The following is a 17164-nucleotide window of genomic DNA, read 5'->3' as shown; positions in this document are numbered from 1 at the left end:
CATTCTCAAGTGAAGAAGCGCGGCGAAGATCGCGCCCGGAGGGACGGACCATGGATCAGATCACTCATGCTGCGACGCAGCCCGTCGTTCACACTGTGTCCGGAAGCCTGAGGGGCTTGCGCGATGGGGCGGCGAATGTGTTTCGCGGCATACCCTACGCCGCCGCCCCTGTGGGCGAGTTGCGCTGGCGCGCACCGCGGCCCTTCCCTGCATGGACGGGTGTCCGCGAGGCGACGGAGTTCGGTCCAGCGGCCCCACAGGCCGGCCCCGCCGACGTGGCCGACATCGTCTCCATTGGCGGCGCGCCCGAGCCGACCAGCGAGGACTGCCTGACCCTGAATATCTGGACTCCGGTCGATACGACGCGTCCCGCCCCGGTCATGCTGTGGCTTCACGGCGGGTCGAACCGGATGGGGGCGGGTTCCCTGCCCTTCTATGACGGCGGCGCTTTCGCCCGCGACGGCGTGGTGCTGGTCAGCGTGAACTACCGCCTGGGCCAGTTCGGCTTCTTTGCACACCCGGCGCTCACGGCCGAGGCTCCGGTTGATGAGCCTTTGGGCAATCAGGGGCTCCTGGATCAGATCGCGGCGCTGGAATGGGTCCGGGCGCACATAGCGGCCTTCGGCGGCGACGCTGCCAACATCACCCTGTTCGGAGAATCTGCGGGCGGCCTCGACATCCTGGCCCTGATGACGACACCGCAAGCGAGCGGGTTGTTCCACAAGGTTATCGTCCAATCCGGCGGCGGCTGGCTGCCCGCCACGCCGCTGAAGACCGCCTATCGACGGGGTTTGGCGACGGCGGCCGCCATAGGTCTGACTAATGCGGACGCCGGCGCCCTGCGCGCCGTTCCGTCCGCCTCGCTCACTGCCGTAGAGAGCGCCTTTGGTCCGGTCATTGACGGACGTCTGCTGGAACGGGACCCGATCAGCGCCTTCGCCAACGGTGACTTCACCGACGTGCCGATGATGATCGGGGTCAACAGCGGCGAGGACTCCCTCCTCAACTACGGCGGCGGGCTGAAGCGGTTCGGCCAGTTGATCAAGCCGAACGCCAAATCGGCCAAACTCTATCCCGAGGCCGTCGGCGATGAAGAGCAACTGATCCGCCTCGGCTTCCGCGACTTCGGCTTCGCTGCGCCGGCGCGTTGGGTGGCGTCGCGTCCACGACGCGCGAAGTCCTGGCTATATGCCTTTGATTATGTGGAAGAGTCTCGGCGCGACACTATGCGCCGCGCTAGCCACGCGGCTGAAATTTTCCACATTTTTGAAACGCTGGACCATCGCCCTGACGACGCGCCCTTGGCGACCGACGCTGATCGCGCCACCAGCACCGCCATCCACGCCCGATGGGTTGATTTCGCCAAAACAGGTTCGCCGGGTGCCGACTGGCCCGCGTATCGTCCCGCCGACGACGCTTGGATGGTGTTCAACGAAACGCCTGGCGGCGAAGTGCAGCGCGGCTGGTGGAAGGCGGCGCTGGACCATCACGGTCGCAAGGGCGGGTTGCTGATCCTGCTGCTTCGGATCCGGGATCGCCTCAGAACCCTGTTCTCGGGTAAAGTCGCTTGATGACCGCCACCGAAACCAGGCCACGCCTCAAGGCGTCGACAACACCCAAGGCGCCGACCAAGCCAAAGGCCCAACGGCGCGAGGAGACGACGACCCGTATCCTTGACGCCGCCGAAGCCCTGTTTGCGCGCCATGGCCTGCACGGCGTCACCTTGAAGGCCGTGGCCAAGGAAGCGAACGTCGATACCGCCCTGCTGCACTACTATTTTGACGACAAGAACCGCCTGTTCTCGACCGTCTTCGGTCGCCGCGCCGAGGTGGTGAACCGGCTCCGCCTGGACAGCCTGGACCGCTACGAAGCAGAACACGGCGACGCCATGACCATAGGTGGAGCCATTGACGCATTCCTTCGGCCCCTGTTCCTGCTGTTCGACGAAGACAACAAGGCGTGGCTCAACTACGCCGCGCTCGTGGCCCAGGTGAACAACACCCCGGTGTGGGGCGGCGACACCATGCACCAGCATTTCGACCCGGTGATTGACCGCTTCATCGGCGTCCTCAAGCGCATTGCCCCTGACACACCCCCGCGGCAGATCTACTGGTTCTATCACCTGCTCTCGGGCGCGCTGACCCTGTCGCTAGCCCAGACCGGTCGTATCGACGTCCTGTCCGGCGGCCTGTGCAAGTCGTCGGAAATGGGCGCTATCTGCGACGCCATGGAAGCCGTCTTCACGGGCGGATTTGAAGCGATCCGACGTACATAGCGCTACCGGCGAAGCTCAAACTCGGCCTGAAAGCCGTCGAAGGCCACCTCGACATTTGACGGAAGTTTCTGCCGTAGATCGTTGTAATCGAGGTCGATGTGAAGATTGGTCAGAACGGCTTTCCTGACACCTGACCGCGAGATCCAGTCCAGCGCTCGGTCGACGTGGGCGTGGGTCGGATGGGGGGCGTATCGCAGGGCGTCGACGATCCACAGGTCAGCGCCGCGTACCGCCTCCAGAGCCGCCTCGTCCAGATCGGACACGTCGCTGGAGTAGGCGACGGGACCCAGCCTGTAACCGACGGACCGGATCGGCCCGTGCGCCTGATCGAAGGTGACGACAGGGACCGGACCGCCAGCACCATCCACGCACCACGGCTCACCATGCGGCGGAATGCGCTGCGCTTCCAGAATGGCGGGATAGCCATGCTGGCTTTCGAAAATATAGTCGAACCGTTGGGTCAGGGCGTGGTGTGTGGCCGGATCCATCCATGCCTGAATGCGCCGCCGAGCGTGAATGGCGAAGACCCTCAGGTCGTCGATGCCATGGGTCTGGTCCGCATGGTCGTGAGTGTAAAGGACCGCATCGACATGGGCGATGCCCGCCATCAGCGCCTGTTGGCGCAGATCCGGCGACGTGTCGATCAGAACGCTCGTGACGCCGTCCGGCCCGTGACGCCGAGCCAGCATGGAGCAACGGGTGCGTGTGTTCCTGGGCTCACTGGGATCACACGCGCCCCAGTCACCGTCGCCCCGCGGCACGCCGCCGGATGAGCCGCAACCGAGAATGACGATCTCAAGTTCACCCGGCTTGCTCATTCGGCAGGCCGGGGTATGCGGTCGAACAGAGCGAAAAAGGCGTCGGTCGTGCGTCGGTCGGCCTCCTCGAGCGACCAGCCCCGGATTTCCGCCAGCTTTTGAAGCACCAGCCCGACATAGGCCGGCTCATTACGGCGTCCCCGATAAGGAATAGGCGCCAGATAGGGGCAATCTGTCTCGACGATGATCCGATCTTCGGGCATCCGGCGAATGACCTCTCGCACATCCTCCGCCGCCTTGAAGGTGGCGATCCCGGAAACGGAGAACCAGGCGCCCAGTCCTGCGGCCGTTTCAGCCAGTTCAACGCCGCTGGTGTAGCAGTGCATCAGAAGCTTGAAAGGGTCGCGCGCATGTTCCTCGCGCAGGATGGCGGCCATGATCTCGTCAGCTTCGCGCGTGTGCACGACCAGCGGCAAACCAGTGCGGCGTGCGGCGTCGATATGCTGGCGGAAGACAGCCACCTGCTCGTCGCGCGGGCTGAGGTCGTAGTGGAAGTCCAGGCCGCACTCGCCAATGCCAATGACACGCGGACGCTTGGCCAGGGCGACCAGGTGGTCAGCCGTCAGTTCCAAATGGTCCTTGGCTTCATGCGGGTGAGCGCCCACCGTGCACCAGATGTCATCGTGGGCCATGGCAAGGGCATGCGTCGCTTCAAAGGTCGACAGTTTGTCCGAAATCTCGACCATCAAGCGCACGCCGGCCTCGCGGGCACGAACAATGACTTCGTCGCGGTCCTCGTCGAACTGGTGAGCGTGCAGGTTGACGTGACTGTCGATGATCATCGAAGGGCCTTGGTGCGAGCGATATCCGCAAGAGCGCCAGCCAGAACATCCGCGCGGTCCAGATTGATGGCCGCCGTGCGGTCGGGCAGTTCAGCCAATCGGGTCCACAACTCCGCCCAGCGGGCGCCCTGCCCCGCCGGCGCCTCCAGCGCGCGCGCCTTCACCGCTGCGATCAGTCGATCCATCAGGGCCTCGAACCTCGCCTGGCCTTCAGCCCCGCGAAAACCGTCGGCGGCCGCCATCTGTTCCGCGCGGTCCACGGCGTCGCCCAGCACCCAACTCCGCGCCAAGGCATCGACTTCCTGCATGGCGCCAGACGACAGGGCCAGGGCCGCGCCAGGCGATCCGCCGGCCATGTCGGCGGCGAGGCGCGCGTCTTCGAGGTCGGCGCCTGTGCGGTTGCGCACCAGGGTCTCCAACTGTTCCGGAGTCCAGATCGGGAAACTGAGACGTCGGCATCGCGAGCGTATCGTCGCCAACAAGCGGCCGGGCGCATGCGTCACCAACAGCAAAACGCCTCGCTCAGGCGGTTCCTCAAGAATTTTCAGTAAGGCGTTGGCTGCGTTGATATTCAGATCATCCGCAGCGTCGATTATCGCCACGCGATATTGGGCTTGGGACGGGCTCTTGGCGAAGAAGCCTGGCAGGTCCCGCGCCTGATCGACCGAGATGGTCTTCTTCTGCTTGCCCCCTTCGACCAGCCGCTCCATCACCAGCAAATCAGGATGCGACTGAGCCGATACAAGCTGGCTGACCGGGTCGTAGGGTGCAGCGCCCAGCGGTCCCCGCGACGGGTCAGGCGCAGCGCCCAGCAAACGACGGGCTGCGCGATAGGCGAAGGTCGCCTTTCCGCTGCCCTCCACCCCGCACAGCAACCAGGCGTGATGCAGGCGCCCCCGACCCAAGGCGTCCAGAAAGGCATCTTCGGCCGCGACGTCCGGGACCAGATCGAACCGGTCGCGCGGGTGTTCGCTCACAGCAGTCGCTCGGACACAGCGCTCCACAGGCGCGCCGAGACAGCCTCGAGCTCGCCTGTCGCGTCGATCACGACGCAGCGCTCAGGGTGACGGCGCGCCACGCCGAGGAAACCCTCGCGCAGCCTTTGATGGAAAGCCAGGCCTTTGGATTCGAACCGCGTCTCGAACAGGCCGCGACCGAAGGCTCGCTCCAACCCGACTTCGACAGGCAGATCGAACACCAGGGTCAGATCTGGTTGGTCTCCGGCCACGATAGCCGTGTCCAGCGCTTCAATCAGGCTTTCCGGCGCGCCGCCGCCCGCGCCCTGATACACACGGCTGGAGTCGGCGAAACGGTCGCAAACGACCCATTTGCCGGCATCGAGAGCAGGCCGAATGGTGCGCTCCAGATGGTCCGAACGCGCAGCGTACATCAAGAGGGTCTCGGTGCGAGGCGACCAGCGCTCAGCGTCTCCGGCCACCACGATGTTGCGGATGACCTCTGCCCCCGGCGAACCGCCCGGCTCACGCGTCTGGACGGCGTCGATCCCGAACGAGCGCAGATGCTCGACCAGCAGGCGCGCCTGCGTGGTCTTGCCGGCCCCCTCGCCGCCTTCGAATGTGATGAACTTACCGCGCTGCACCCGCGCACAATGGCGAGCGCGGCGCGACAGGCAAGCCTTAACCGCCTGATATCAACAGGGCGTCGCCAAACCCGCGTGCAATGACGGCCTGGCGGGCCTGTTCGGCCGCGTTGGCGTCCGGCCAAGGTCCGACAATCACCCGGAACAGAGTCTGGCCGTCGCCACGAACATCCTGAACCGAAGCGCGATCCCCCAGACGGTCGGCGATTCGCCTGGCGGCGCGTCGATCCGAAAAGGCTCCTGCCTGAACCCAGTAGCTCGGCGTGGCGGCTGGCGGTGGCGAGGGAACGGCGGGCGCGGCATAGGGCGTCGGTGTTGAAAGGGCCGCGGCCTCGGCTCGCTGCAGCGCCGTCCCTCCACCCGTTCGGGGCGCCCGCCCGACATAGCGGACCCGCACCTCGCCCACGCCCTGCGACAGCAGACCCAGTTCCTCGGCCGCCGCACGCGACAGATCGATGATCCGGCTATCGACAAAGGGCCCGCGGTCATTGACGCGCAGGATGACGCGACGCCCATTCGCGCGGTTGGTCACCTCTACAAGGCTCGGCAGCGGCAAGGTCTTGTGTGCTGCTGTCAGGGCGCTCATGTCGAAGCGCTCGCCGGTCGACGTCGGACGGCCGTTGTGCTGCGCCCCGTACCAGGAGGCCAGGCCGATCTCGTCGTAGTTCGGCTGTTCGGCCGGCCGATACCAGCGGCCACGGATCTGATAGGGCCGCATGGTGCCGGAGACGATGGGCGCGGGATCAGTGACGACCGGCGCACGCAACGGCGCATCCCGGCCACCGCCCAAACTGGCGCAGGCCGCCAGGGTGGAAAAGGCGGCGGCGACCACTACGCCCCTTAGCAATCTCGTCATCACGGCCTACGCACTCCAGTTCACTCGATGTGATCATGCGTGAGGACGTTTCCGGTTTGGTTAACGAGGTGTTTGGGGCTATGCGTCCGCTGTCGCGGCGACGCCTTTGCGCCCGTGCCTGTCTTGAAGCGAGCGCCTTGAAATCCTCTCTCTACCAGACCCGTTCGGGGGTCTTCGCCCTGGCCACCCTTTGCTGCTTCCTGTGGGGCAGCGCTTATCCGGCCATCAAGAACGGCTATGCGCTGCTGCATATTGGGCCCGGCGATATTGCAAGTCAGATGCTGTTCGCTGGCTGGCGCTTCGCTCTGGCTGGCGTGATCCTGCTGATCGTGGCGGCGACGATGAAGAAGCCGGTCCTGGCTTTGAACAGACGTCAGATGCGCCAGGTCGCCCTGCTGGGCGTGACCCAGACCGCAATCCAGTACGTCTTCTTCTACGTCGGACTGGCCCACGCCACAGGCGTGAAGTCTTCGATCATGAACGCCACCGGCGTCTTCTTCAGCGTGGTCCTCGCCCACTTCATATATGCGAACGATCGGTTGAGCTCTCGCAAGATGACCGGCTGTCTGATCGGTTTCCTCGGAGTGGTGGTCGTCAACCTCGGCGGTGGCGGCCTCGGCTTTGATTTCAGTCTGCTCGGCGAAGGCTTCGTCATTATCGCCGCCTTCGTGCTGGCGGCGGCGTCGATCTATGGAAAGCGTATCTCGAGTGAGATCGACCCGATGATTATGACGGGGTGGCAATTGGCGATCGGCGGCGGCGTCCTGACCGGAGTTGGCGTGGCGGGCGGGGGCCATCTGGGAGCGCTGGACCTGCAGTCCGGCGGTTTGCTGCTCTACATGGCGCTGCTCTCTTCGGTGGCGTTCGCGGTCTGGAGCCTGCTGCTGAAGCACAATCCCGTCGGAATGATCGCCGCCTTCAACTTCCTGATCCCTGTATTCGGCGTCGCCCTGTCCGCCCTGTTCCTCGGCGAGAATCTGCTGAGATGGAGCTACCTCGCAGCCCTGATCCTGGTCTGTATCGGCATCTGGCTGGTGACCCGCTCCCCTGCTTTCAAAAAAGGCTGAGCGTCCTGACGACATCAGTTCGCTTTGTGCTTGGGTGACGGCCGACTTGCCGCTATGCACGCCTCCGCACGCGTCATGTGACTCGCGCTGGACAGGTGGCCGAGTGGTTTAAGGCAGCGGTCTTGAAAACCGCCGTAGGTGTGAGCCTACCGTGGGTTCGAATCCCACCCTGTCCGCCAAGCTCCGGCCCGCGAGCCCGCCGCGCTCTCATCCCCCACCCGCTTCACCCTGCGGCCGTTCGTGCGCCGCCGCGTAGGCGACGCCGTCCCAGACTCATGCTGAACAGTCAGCTAGAGCCTGGGACCGAGTCTGATCTTTGCGTCAGAACCTGAAGGTCAGGAACGTGCCCAGGTAGGACTGATCCTCGGACGTGCCGGTCTCTTTCAGGAAGTCGCCGGCCTTGGTGTAGTTGGCGACACCCATGATCGACACGAACGGCGTCAAGGCGTAGCGCGCAAACACGCCCGTGCGCCATCCGACATAGGACGACTGGCCCTCGGTGGCGCTGCGGATCACAAGGCCGGACAAGGCGTAGAGTCCGTCTTCCTTGCTCTGGCGCCACAGGCCAGCGGTGTTGGCCCCCAAGGTCAACTTCGGCGTCGGGCGGACGGTCACTTCCGGCTGCACCAGCACCATGTTGGCGAAGCCCAGGTCCGTGCGCAAAGCGGCCGGCTGGGGGAACAGCGGGTTGAAGCTGTTCAGCTTGCCATCATTGGGGTCCTTGTCGCCAGAGCCCGCATCGACACGCACGGCGATGCGCGGAGTCCATTTTACGCCCGCGAAGGTCCGACCACCCACGGCGGTTACGAACCAGGCGTCAATATCGAGATCGCGGAACGAGCCCCACTGTTTGACGGCCTCAACCTCATAGTCCCAGGGCGCGACCTTGCCTGTCAGACGCACCGACAGGGTGTCACGATCGTCGCGACCCGCCACTTGTCGGTCGAAGGGCGTCACCGAGCGGTCGGTGTTGGCGTAAAGCAGTTCCAGCTTCGGCGCCGTCGGCCCGGCCCCGAGAACCCGCGACGCCATCGCGCCATAAAGACGGTAGTCGTAGTTGGTGGCGTCATCCCACGACGCGTTGCCTTCTCGCAGGGCATAACCTGCAAAAGCGCCGCCGCTCCACCCGTCTGGCCGGTCATAGATCACCCGCGCCATGTCCATGGCGTTGCGGGCGTTGGCGCCCTCGCGCATGTCGAACAGGCGGAAGCCGCCGACGCCAAACTCCTGACGGCCGACGCGCAAGCGCAGGACGCCGCCGCCCACAGCAGCCTCACCCTCGACGAAAGCCTGATGCAGGTCGGTCCGATTTTCCTCAGCCGGCGGCGTGCCGCTATCCAGACCGAAGCTGCGAGCGTCCTGGATATCGACGAACGCGCGCAGCGAGGAGCCAAGGTTCAGTTCGCTCCACAGGCGCGCTCGCGTCTGGAAGTCGCCATCGCCGTCCTGAAGTCCGCGGCCAAACCGCTCATTCTCCCGGTTCTCGGCCCGCAGGCGCAGCTCGCCGCCGAAGCTAGCCCATACGGGCGATCCCTCGCCGCCGACCGGAACATGCTTCCAGCGGGCCCACGTCGAGTTACGCTTGGCCGGATCCGCCAAGTAGGCGTAATCCTCGTCATAGTTGATCAGCTTGAACGGCGGGGGTGCGGCAGCCGGCGTAGGCGCGACCGATGACGGCGACGGCGCGGTTTGAACGGGCGCTTCGACCTCGGCGACAGCCGGCATGGGGGGGTGCGAAAGCAATGCGGCGGCGGCCGCGGCCGCGATACTCATGGATTTCCTCCGGGAAAGGGCGCGGTTGGCTCCGCGCTCGGTTCGATTGGGTAATTATTCAGCGTCGGGCTGTCGGCCCGGCACGGCGTTCTGGAAGGCGGGCAACTCGAGGCAGGCGGCTTCAATGGCCAGCAGGCGCGGCCAGCGCAGTTCGACGCCGAAGCGATTGGCGTTGCCCAGCTGCGGCACGATGCACAGGTCGGCCAGGGTCGGGGCTCCACCGAAGGCGAAGGGCCCTGGCTGGTCGGCCAGCAGCTTGTCGACCGCGTCGAGGCCTTCCTCGATGACGGTGGCGGCCCAGGCCTGAACCACCTCTTCGCCCAGACCGAGGTCGCGCAGGCGTTGCAGCACCTTGAGGTTCTGCACCGGGTGAATGTCGCAGGCGACGGCCTGAGCCACGGCGCGGACCTTGGCCCGTAGCACCGGATCAGCGGGTAGCAGCGACGGCTCGGGCGAGGTCTCGTCGAGATATTCGATGATGGCCAGCGACTGGGTCAGGACCGCGCCGTCGTCGGTGACGAAGGCGGGCAGCAGGCCCTGCGGGTTGAGCGCCAGATACTCAGGCGCCCGCTGCTCGCCCTTGCGCAGGTGATGGATGACCTGCACGGCCTCCAGTCCCTTGAGCCCCAGGGCGATACGAACCCGCCATGAGGCCGTGGAGCGGAAATAACCGTGCAGGATCATGGTTCAGACTCCGGCGCGACGACGTACGCCGCCGAGGGTGAAGACCGCGATCGAGGCGATCACGGCGGGGATGACAGCCAGCAGGATCAGCGACTGCGGCGTCCAGCCGGCGGCCAGCAGCACGCCGCCGACCAGCGGTCCGACGATGGCGCCGATGCGGCCGACGCCCAGGGCCCAGCCCACGCCGGTGGCGCGGATGGCGGTCGGATAGACAGCCGCCGTCAGGGCGTTGCAGCCGATCTGGGCGCCCACGACGCCGAAGCCGGACAGGGCCGCGCCGGCCAGAAGAACCGTTAGATTGGTGCCGCCGAAGGCCAGCAGGGCGATGAAGGCGGCCGAGGCGGCGTAGGCCGAACCCAGGACGACATAGGGGCTGATCTTGTCGATCATCCGGCCCAGGACGATGGCGCCGACAACGCCGCCCAGGTTCAGGGTCGCGGTCGACAGGATGGCCATGCTTAGCGGCAGACCCGCGCCCTTCAGCAGAGTCGGCAGCCAGTTCACCAGGAAGTACATGACCAGCAGGTTCATGAAGAAGGCGACCCACAGCAGCAGGGTCACCGGCGTGCGGCCTTCACGGAACAACTGGAAGACCGAGAAGCCCTTGGCCGCCGACGTCTGCTCGTGCTTCAGGCCTGCGATGAACTCGCTGACCGAGGCGTCAGCGTCGATCTTCTTCACGATAGGGGCGATCTTGTGCTCCGGCGCGCCCTTGGCGACGAGGAAGCGCACCGACTCCGGCAGCATGAAATAGAGCACCGGCAGCAGCAGAAGAGGCAGGACGCCGCCGACCACGAAGACCGAGTGCCAGTCCCAGGTGGCGATCAGCCAGGTCGAGACGAGCCCTCCGATGGTCGAGCCCAGCGGGAAGCCGCAGAACATGACCGTCACCAGGGTCGCGCGCAGGCGGGCCGGACCGTATTCGCTGGTCAGGGCGATGATGTTGGGCATGGCCGCGCCCAAGCCGATGCCGGTGATGAAGCGGTAGATCAGCAGCTCGTTCATCGAGGTGGCGAACGCCGTCAGCAGGGCGAACAGACCGAAGATCAGCGTCGAGATCAGGATGACCGTCTTGCGGCCGAACTTGTCCGCCGCCGGGCTCAGGGTGAAGGCGCCGACCGTCAGGCCCAGAAGGCCGATGGCGAAGATCGGACCGAACGCCGACGGCGCCAGACCCCAGTCCTCGGCGATCTTGGGCGCGACGAAGGCGATCGACTGGGTGTCGAAGCCGTCGAGCATGGCGATGATGAAGCACAGCGCCGTGACGCCGAACTGTAGCGGGCCGAATTTGGCCCGGTCGATGACGGCGTTTCCGCCCCCCTCACCCATGGCTGCCATTTTGTAGTCCTCCGTGGAGGGCGCGTCTGTCGCGCGCCTCTCCATATGTTGATGATGCTTGGAAAGGTCAGACGGCCTGGGGGCCGACCTTGATGTTGAGCGGGGTCAAGCCGTCGATGGCCACGACCATGGCGTCGCCCTCGACCACGGCGCCGACGCCGGCGGGGGTGCCGGTGTAGATCAGGTCGCCGGGCTGGATCTCCCACAGACCCGACAGGTAGGAGACAATGTCCGCCACCGGCCAGATCAGGTCGGCCAGGTCCGCCGACTGCTTGACCTCGCCGTTGACTGTCAGCTCGATCTTGCCGTTTTCGGGATCAAAGCCCTCGCCCGCTTTGTGGATCAGGCCCAGCGGCGACGACTGCTCGACGTTCTTGCCCGTGTCCCACGGTCGGCCTTGGGCGCGAGCTTCCAACTGCAGGTCGCGGCGCGTCATGTCGAGACCCGTGGCGTAACCCCAGACGTGGTCCAGCGCGTCCTCCACAGCGATGTCGCGACCGCCCTTGCCGATGGCGACGACCAGCTCGGCCTCATAGTGGAAGTTCTCGGTCTTGGACGGATAGGCGATCGTCGTTCCGTCCGGCACCACGGTCTCGGCCCAGGCGGTGAAGAAGAAGGGCGGCTCGCGGTCCGGGTCGCGACCCATTTCGCGGGCGTGGGCGGCATAGTTGCGGCCGACGCAGAAGATGCGGCGGACCGGGAATTCGTCCCCGGTGTTGGTCGGGGCAAGCACGGGCGCTTGCGGTTGGAACAGCAGGCTCATGCGTTCTCTTCCTTGTACAGGTTCAGTTTTTCCTGACAGGCCTTGTCGGAGTATCCGAACAGGACCAGTCGGCTGGACGCCTTGAAGGCGACCGATTTCCACGACGGCACGACGACGATGTCGCGCGGCTTCAGGGCGATGGTCTCGCCCTCGATGACCGCTTCGCCAGTTCCTTCGACCACTACAAAGATGGTTCCGTCGGTCGAGCGGCGCGGTTTGGATTCAAAGCCTTCCGGCAGCAGGCGCACATGGGCCGAGATGGTGGCCATGATCGGCCCGCCGTCGATCGGATTCATGAACTCCAGGGCGTGACCCAGATGCGGGTCGATCTCGGCGCCGCTCTCGGCCATGGCGTCCAGGGCCGGACGCCATTCGGCGTAGGGGTAGTGGAACAGAGGTTGATGCGCCGGACGCCGATCTGCGGTGTGGCCCTTCAGTGGGCGCATGTTGCGGCCATAGCGGTTCAGACTGTCGCCGGCCGGGGCCTGTTCCGGGAACTGATCTTCCGAATATCCCTCGGCGAAGCTGGCGTCGAAGTGACGGACGGTCGGGATATCCAGCCCGTCCAGCCAGATCATCGGCGTGTCGGTGGGATTGCCGTGATCGTGCCACTGGCCGCCAGGCGTCAGCACCAGGTCGAAGGGCTGCATCACCGCCTTCTCGCCATCCACCGAGGTATAGGCGCCGCCCCCCTCCATGACGAAGCGCAGGGCGCACTGGGCGTGGCGGTGGGCCGGGGCGATCTCGCCCGGCAGGATCAGTTGCAGACCAGCGTAGAGGCTGGGCGTAATGCCCGAATGGCCCGGCAGGCCGGGGTTCTCGAGGATCAGCACGCGGCGCTCGGCCTGCTTGGCGCTGATCAGGTCACCCGCGCGCATCAGGTAGTCGCGAGCGTTGTCATAGGACCATTTGTGCACCTTGGCCGGAGAGTCCGGCTTGGGCAGCACAAGGGCCGACAGCACTTCCCATAGTGGATAGAGGCCTTCCGGCTCCATCTGCTCATATAGAGCGTTCAGCTGGGACTGCTGATCGTTGGACAGGACCTCGCTCATCTCAGCCCTCCATGCCAACGTGCAGCAGGCCGTCCTGCAGCTTCACCGGGAAGCTGCGCACGGCGACCGAGCACGGGGCGTCGACCGGGGCGCCGGTCTTCACATTGAAGGTTCCCTGATGCAGCGGGCATTCGATCAGCTCGCCGTCTAGGAAGCCGTCCGACAGGCTGGCCGCGCCATGGGTGCAGAGGTCTGCGGTAGCGAAATACTCGCCTTCCACAACATAGAGGGCGACGTTCAGGCCGTTGGCGCTGGCCTTGGCCACGCCATGTTCATCAAGGGCCGAGGGCGGCAAAGTCGCCACCCACGACAGGGTCGCGGCTTCGGTCATGCGGGGTACACCAGACTGTTGGGGATCATTTCGGAATCGAAGACGACGATGCGCTCGAAAAAGCGCAGGCGGTCGCCGTCGCGGACGATGCGGTCATGGCAAACCGCGGACAGGATGATGTCCGACTGCTTGTCGACCAGGGTCTGCACCACCAGCAGGTTGTGACGGACGCTGACGCCTCCCGCGTCCTGAGCCGTCACGCGCGGCGCGGTGGGGAAGCGGCGATAGTAGCGCGGCGCATACATCTGGGTCCGCGTCAGGCCGGTCACCCGGTCCTTCAGCATGCCCCGGCTCTCGGCCTGCATGGTGCACAGGGTATAGCCGGCATCGTAGTTTTCACGCGGGATCACCCGATAGAGGCAGTCCTCGGTGAAGAAGTCGGGCCAGGCGTGCAGATCGACGTCGTCGAGCGTCTTGTAATAGGCGTCATAGAGATCGCGGACTTCGTCACGAGCAATAGTCATGATCTCGCTCACAGGCCCATCACCTTGCGCCAGTAGCGATACATCCCGCGCACGGCCGTCTCGGTGACCTGGTGATCGGTCGGCGCGATCTCGCGGCCGCCCATCTGCAGGATGAAGTGCTCGTCCGGGGACCCGGTAGCACCCTGCTGGGTCATCTCCAGAACCTCGCCGTCGTCAGCCGAGACGAAGCCGGCCGGACCGAAAAGATTCGCCTGGCGCGTGCGGCGCAGACGCATCTCCGGCGTATCGTCGGCGTAGCACCAGTGGGTCCAGTGGAAGTCGAATCCGCCCACGCCCTTGGGCACGATCTGGCGCGTGGTCAGGCTGTTGACCTGCTGCTGCAGGATCACGCTGGGGAAGATGGTGATCATCCCCACGGTTTCCTCGCCCGGGAATTCCTGCACCACGTCCATGACGCGGGGGTCTTCCAGCACCAAATCGCCTTGGAAGTTGCGGATGTCGGCCATGGCCTCGGACTTTTCCTGCTCGCCCTTGCGCGAGATCAGGATGCCGTGGCGGCCCTCGTCGTCGATATCGACGGCGGACTTCTGGTCGGCGCGGAACAGGCCGAAAGTAGCGAAGAAGACGTGCAGCAGACCCGCGTGATAGGGGTCCTTGATGTTCTCCTGCATCTGCTTCCAGTTGGCCGGGATGTGCTGACGGTTGTAACCCAGCACCTCCAGCTTCCGGCCGTCATATACGCGGGTGTAGTGCTTCCAGAACTTCTCGCCGAGGTACTCGCGGAAGGGCGGCGTCTCGTCCGAGAAAGTGGCCCAGACCACACCGTTGACCACTTCGACGCGCAGCTTGTTCAGGCTGTGATCCTTGGGGTCGAAGTCCGACGGCATCCCGCCTTGACGCTTGACGCCGCGACGGAAGGGCACGCCCTGCAGGTCACCATTCAGAGCGTATGACCACTGGTGATAGGGGCAGATCAGCTCCTTGGAATGACCGGTGCGGGTCTGGCAGAACTTGACGCCCTTGTGGGCGCAGCGGTTCTCGACGACCGAGATCTCGTCCTCGCCCGAGCGGACCATGACGCAGGGCTTCTCACCCAGGGTCGTCGTCTTCCAGTCGCCAACCTCGGTCAGCTCGCACTCCAGGCCAACGTAGAGCCAGTGCGGTCCGTACCAGATCTTCTGCAGCTCCTCGGCGTAGATCGCAGGGTCCGTATAGACCCAGTAAGGCACGGCGGCGTCGACGTCGGCCGGCCACGCGCGGCTGGTTGCGCCCTCCGGCGGGCGTACGGGGATGTTCACTGAAAGCTCCCGGACAAAGAATTCGAAGCGGCGATCTCATGTCGTCGTTGACCGCATTGGTGTCGTGGTTTTTGATCTATGTCAAACGCGTTGCATCTAGTGCAACGACATTTGGAGATCACAAATGGCTGAACGCATCGTCATTCTGGGGGCCGGACACGCCGGCGGCGCGACCGCTATCGCCTTGCGCGAGCTCGGCTTTTCGGAGTCCATCCTGATTGTTGGGGACGAGACTCACCCCCCCTACGAACGTCCAAGCCTGTCCAAGGATTATCTGTCGGGCGCCGAGGCGGATCCGGTCTGGCTGGCGCCTGCGGAACGCTGGGCCGAACTGGGCGTGGTCCTGAAACTGGGCGCCGAAGCCGTCGCCATCGACCGCGATGCGGGAGAGATTCGACTGGCCGACGGTTCGTTCGAGCCCTTCGACACGCTGGTGCTGGCCATGGGCGGTCGGGTGCGTCGCCTGCCCCTGCCCGACCATCCGGCCGTCCGCTACCTGCGCACAGCAGACGACGCTCGCGCCATCGCGGCGGCGGCCAAGCCCGACGCCCGCGCCCTGGTGATCGGCGGCGGTGTGATCGGTCTGGAAGTGGCGTCGACCCTGCGCGGCCTCGGCCTGACCGCCACGGTGATCGAGGCGGGCGAGCGGCTGCTGGGGCGCAACGTACCGGCCGAGGCCGCCGAGTGGCTGGCCGCCGCTCACGCTCGTATCGGCGTCGAGGTGAAACTGGGCCGGTCTCTGCAGTCGCTGGAAGACGCCCCCGACGGCTCGGTTCTGGCGCAGATGGACGACGGCTCGAACGTCGAGGCCGACCTGATCGTCGTCGGCATTGGCATCATCCCCGCGACCGAGATGGTCGAGGCGGCGGGCCTGCCGGTGGCGGGCGGGGTTCTCGTCGGCGACGACTACCGCTCGCCCGCCGATGACCGCATCTTCGCCGTGGGGGATCTGGCCGCGCGCGTCCGCGACGGCGCCGCCGCCCGCATGGAGACCTGGGCCCACGCCCAGACCTCGGCTCGCGCCGCCGCCCTCGCCATCTTGGGCAAGCCCGCCGAGACCGAGCCCACGCCCTGGTTCTGGACGGCCCAGTGCGGGCATAACCTGCAAATCCTGGGCGATCCGGCATCTGGCGATACAGTCGTGGCGCGCGGAGATGCCTCACGTCTATACCTGCGCGACGGCGTCCTGGTGGGTGCGGTCTGCCTGGATCAACCTCGCGACTTCGCCACGGCGCGACGACTGATGGGCAAGGTCCTGATCGCGGAAACGGCGGCAGATCCGGCGACTGACCTCCGCAAAGCCGCCGCCTGAACTTTCAGATCGACGGGCGCACCCCGCCCGTCGCCAATGTGATCTGGTCGCACACTTCGATCAGGCGTTCGCGCGCCTGATCGTCATGTTCCGGCTTGAACACGTCGGTAGCCAGCACCGTGGCGGTGAAGACCGCCTCGCCCTGCAAATCGAAGATCGGTACGGCGGTGGCCCGTAGACCAGGGATCAGATCGCCGCGGACAGCGGAATAACCGTCACGCTGGACACGCGCGCGCAGAGCCTCGACGTCGACCGGCTGAAACTGCGGTTGGGTTTCGCGTTCGACCATCTGCCGCGTGGCAGCCTCGGGCCGGAAGGCCAGAAACACGTGACCCGTGGCCGAACTCAGCAACGGTAGCGGCGATCCGACCATCAGCGAGGTCGAGATGGCGGGCGTCCCCATGATCCAGCGCACCACGATCGGCCCGGTCGGGCCCAGAGCGCCCATCTGCACCGTTCGTCCCGTTTCCGTGACATAGTCGCCCAGCGCGATCGCCGCTTCGCGGAAACTGTCCATACGCGACAGGGCCGCCAGCCCCAGACGCAGAGCGCCCGGCCCCAGCTCGTATCGCCCCGTCGCCGCATCCTGACGCGCCATGCCCGCCGCGATCAGGCTGGCGAGATAGCGGTGAGCCTGAGACGCCGAAAGGTCCGAGGCCTGGGCGATGGCCCCCAACGCCGCGCCGCCGTTCTGCGACGCCAGGACTTCCAGAACACGCAGGCCGATTCCTACCGACTGAATGCCCTGACGCCGATCCCCCGCTTCGCTCATTGCCTCGTCCGCTCCCGT

18 protein-coding genes and 1 tRNA gene are annotated in these 17164 nt (G+C 65.6%); 5 read left to right on the top strand and 14 right to left on the bottom strand.

The annotated features are described in order from the left end of the window. Positions 1 to 50 precede the first annotated feature (50 nt). The gene (locus B4A39_RS14755) at positions 51 to 1571 is read left to right on the top strand and encodes a carboxylesterase/lipase family protein (RefSeq protein ID WP_292037316.1); all 1521 of its coding nucleotides are present in this window, start codon (positions 51 to 53) and stop codon (positions 1569 to 1571) included. Continuing rightward, entirely contained in the window at positions 1571 to 2275 is a 705-nt protein-coding gene (locus B4A39_RS14750) for a TetR/AcrR family transcriptional regulator (RefSeq protein WP_292037315.1), read from the top strand. Before B4A39_RS14755 ends, B4A39_RS14750 begins: the two co-directional genes overlap by 1 nt. Before the next feature lie 2 nt (positions 2276 to 2277). On the opposite strand, the gene B4A39_RS14745 is transcribed toward B4A39_RS14750, so the two are convergent. The 5 genes from B4A39_RS14745 to B4A39_RS14725 are packed head-to-tail and all read right to left on the bottom strand — an operon-like array spanning position 2278 to position 6331. Next, on the bottom strand, positions 2278 to 3093 hold the full coding sequence (locus tag B4A39_RS14745) for an MBL fold metallo-hydrolase (RefSeq protein WP_292037314.1): 816 nt from the start codon (positions 3091 to 3093) through the stop codon (positions 2278 to 2280). Continuing rightward, entirely contained in the window at positions 3090 to 3875 is a 786-nt protein-coding gene (locus B4A39_RS14740) for a TatD family hydrolase (protein WP_292037313.1), read from the bottom strand. The genes B4A39_RS14745 and B4A39_RS14740 overlap by 4 nt, the downstream gene beginning before the upstream one ends. Next, a complete protein-coding gene (locus B4A39_RS14735) occupies positions 3872 to 4852 on the bottom strand; it encodes a DNA polymerase III subunit delta' (protein WP_292037312.1) in 981 nt (326 codons plus the stop codon). The genes B4A39_RS14740 and B4A39_RS14735 overlap by 4 nt, the downstream gene beginning before the upstream one ends. After that, a complete protein-coding gene (gene tmk / locus B4A39_RS14730; protein WP_292037311.1) occupies positions 4849 to 5475 on the bottom strand; it encodes a dTMP kinase in 627 nt (208 codons plus the stop codon). The genes B4A39_RS14735 and tmk overlap by 4 nt, the downstream gene beginning before the upstream one ends. Before the next feature lie 37 nt (positions 5476 to 5512). Further along, a complete protein-coding gene (locus B4A39_RS14725; protein WP_292037310.1) occupies positions 5513 to 6331 on the bottom strand; it encodes a septal ring lytic transglycosylase RlpA family protein in 819 nt (272 codons plus the stop codon). 137 nt (positions 6332 to 6468) lie between these two features. On the opposite strand from B4A39_RS14725, the gene B4A39_RS14720 reads away from it, so the two are divergent. Together B4A39_RS14720 and B4A39_RS14715 are read left to right on the top strand one after the other, a co-directional pair. After that, complete coding sequence (locus B4A39_RS14720; protein WP_292037309.1) at positions 6469 to 7398, top strand: DMT family transporter; 930 nt, start codon at positions 6469 to 6471, stop codon at positions 7396 to 7398. Between the two features lie 89 nt (positions 7399 to 7487). Then, positions 7488 to 7577: transfer RNA gene (locus tag B4A39_RS14715), tRNA-Ser, on the top strand. Between the two features lie 142 nt (positions 7578 to 7719). On the opposite strand, the gene B4A39_RS14710 is transcribed toward B4A39_RS14715, so the two are convergent. From B4A39_RS14710 to B4A39_RS14675, 8 genes are all read right to left on the bottom strand, one after another. After that, positions 7720 to 9171: an alginate export family protein gene (locus B4A39_RS14710; protein ID WP_292037307.1), complete on the bottom strand. Its 1452-nt coding sequence runs from the start codon at positions 9169 to 9171 to the stop codon at positions 7720 to 7722. Between the two features lie 54 nt (positions 9172 to 9225). Then, positions 9226 to 9855 (bottom strand): maleylacetoacetate isomerase, encoded by a 630-nt coding sequence (gene maiA, locus B4A39_RS14705; RefSeq protein WP_292037306.1) that lies wholly within the window; start codon positions 9853 to 9855, stop codon positions 9226 to 9228. Positions 9856 to 9858: 3 nt separating this feature from the next. Beyond that, complete coding sequence (locus tag B4A39_RS14700; RefSeq protein ID WP_292037305.1) at positions 9859 to 11193, bottom strand: MFS transporter; 1335 nt, start codon at positions 11191 to 11193, stop codon at positions 9859 to 9861. 67 nt (positions 11194 to 11260) lie between these two features. Further along, complete coding sequence (locus B4A39_RS14695; RefSeq protein WP_292037304.1) at positions 11261 to 11956, bottom strand: fumarylacetoacetate hydrolase family protein; 696 nt, start codon at positions 11954 to 11956, stop codon at positions 11261 to 11263. Further along, complete coding sequence (gtdA, locus tag B4A39_RS14690; protein ID WP_292037303.1) at positions 11953 to 13008, bottom strand: gentisate 1,2-dioxygenase; 1056 nt, start codon at positions 13006 to 13008, stop codon at positions 11953 to 11955. The genes B4A39_RS14695 and gtdA overlap by 4 nt, the downstream gene beginning before the upstream one ends. 1 nt (position 13009) lies before the next feature. Continuing rightward, positions 13010 to 13339, bottom strand: a complete 330-nt coding sequence (locus tag B4A39_RS14685) for a non-heme iron oxygenase ferredoxin subunit (RefSeq protein WP_292037302.1) — start codon at positions 13337 to 13339, stop codon at positions 13010 to 13012. Beyond that, a complete protein-coding gene (locus B4A39_RS14680) occupies positions 13336 to 13803 on the bottom strand; it encodes an aromatic-ring-hydroxylating dioxygenase subunit beta (RefSeq protein ID WP_292037301.1) in 468 nt (155 codons plus the stop codon). Before B4A39_RS14680 ends, B4A39_RS14685 begins: the two co-directional genes overlap by 4 nt. A gap of 8 nt (positions 13804 to 13811) precedes the next feature. Continuing rightward, positions 13812 to 15062, bottom strand: a complete 1251-nt coding sequence (locus tag B4A39_RS14675) for an aromatic ring-hydroxylating dioxygenase subunit alpha (RefSeq protein WP_292037300.1) — start codon at positions 15060 to 15062, stop codon at positions 13812 to 13814. Positions 15063 to 15186: 124 nt separating this feature from the next. Here B4A39_RS14675 and B4A39_RS14670 point away from each other — a divergent pair, with 124 nt between their 5' ends. Next, positions 15187 to 16374 carry an NAD(P)/FAD-dependent oxidoreductase gene (locus tag B4A39_RS14670; RefSeq protein ID WP_292037299.1) on the top strand — a complete coding sequence of 396 codons (1188 nt, stop codon included), beginning with the start codon at positions 15187 to 15189 and terminating at the stop codon, positions 16372 to 16374. A gap of 4 nt (positions 16375 to 16378) precedes the next feature. Here B4A39_RS14670 and B4A39_RS14665 read toward each other — a convergent pair whose 3' ends face one another. Next, the gene (locus tag B4A39_RS14665) at positions 16379 to 17146 is read right to left on the bottom strand and encodes an IclR family transcriptional regulator (protein ID WP_292037298.1); all 768 of its coding nucleotides are present in this window, start codon (positions 17144 to 17146) and stop codon (positions 16379 to 16381) included. Positions 17147 to 17164: the final 18 nt, after the last annotated feature.

The sequence above is a fragment of the Brevundimonas sp. UBA4553 genome, assembly GCF_002387245.1.
In the GTDB taxonomy this organism is placed as follows: domain Bacteria; phylum Pseudomonadota; class Alphaproteobacteria; order Caulobacterales; family Caulobacteraceae; genus Brevundimonas.
This window is presented reverse-complemented; position numbering and strand designations above follow the sequence as displayed.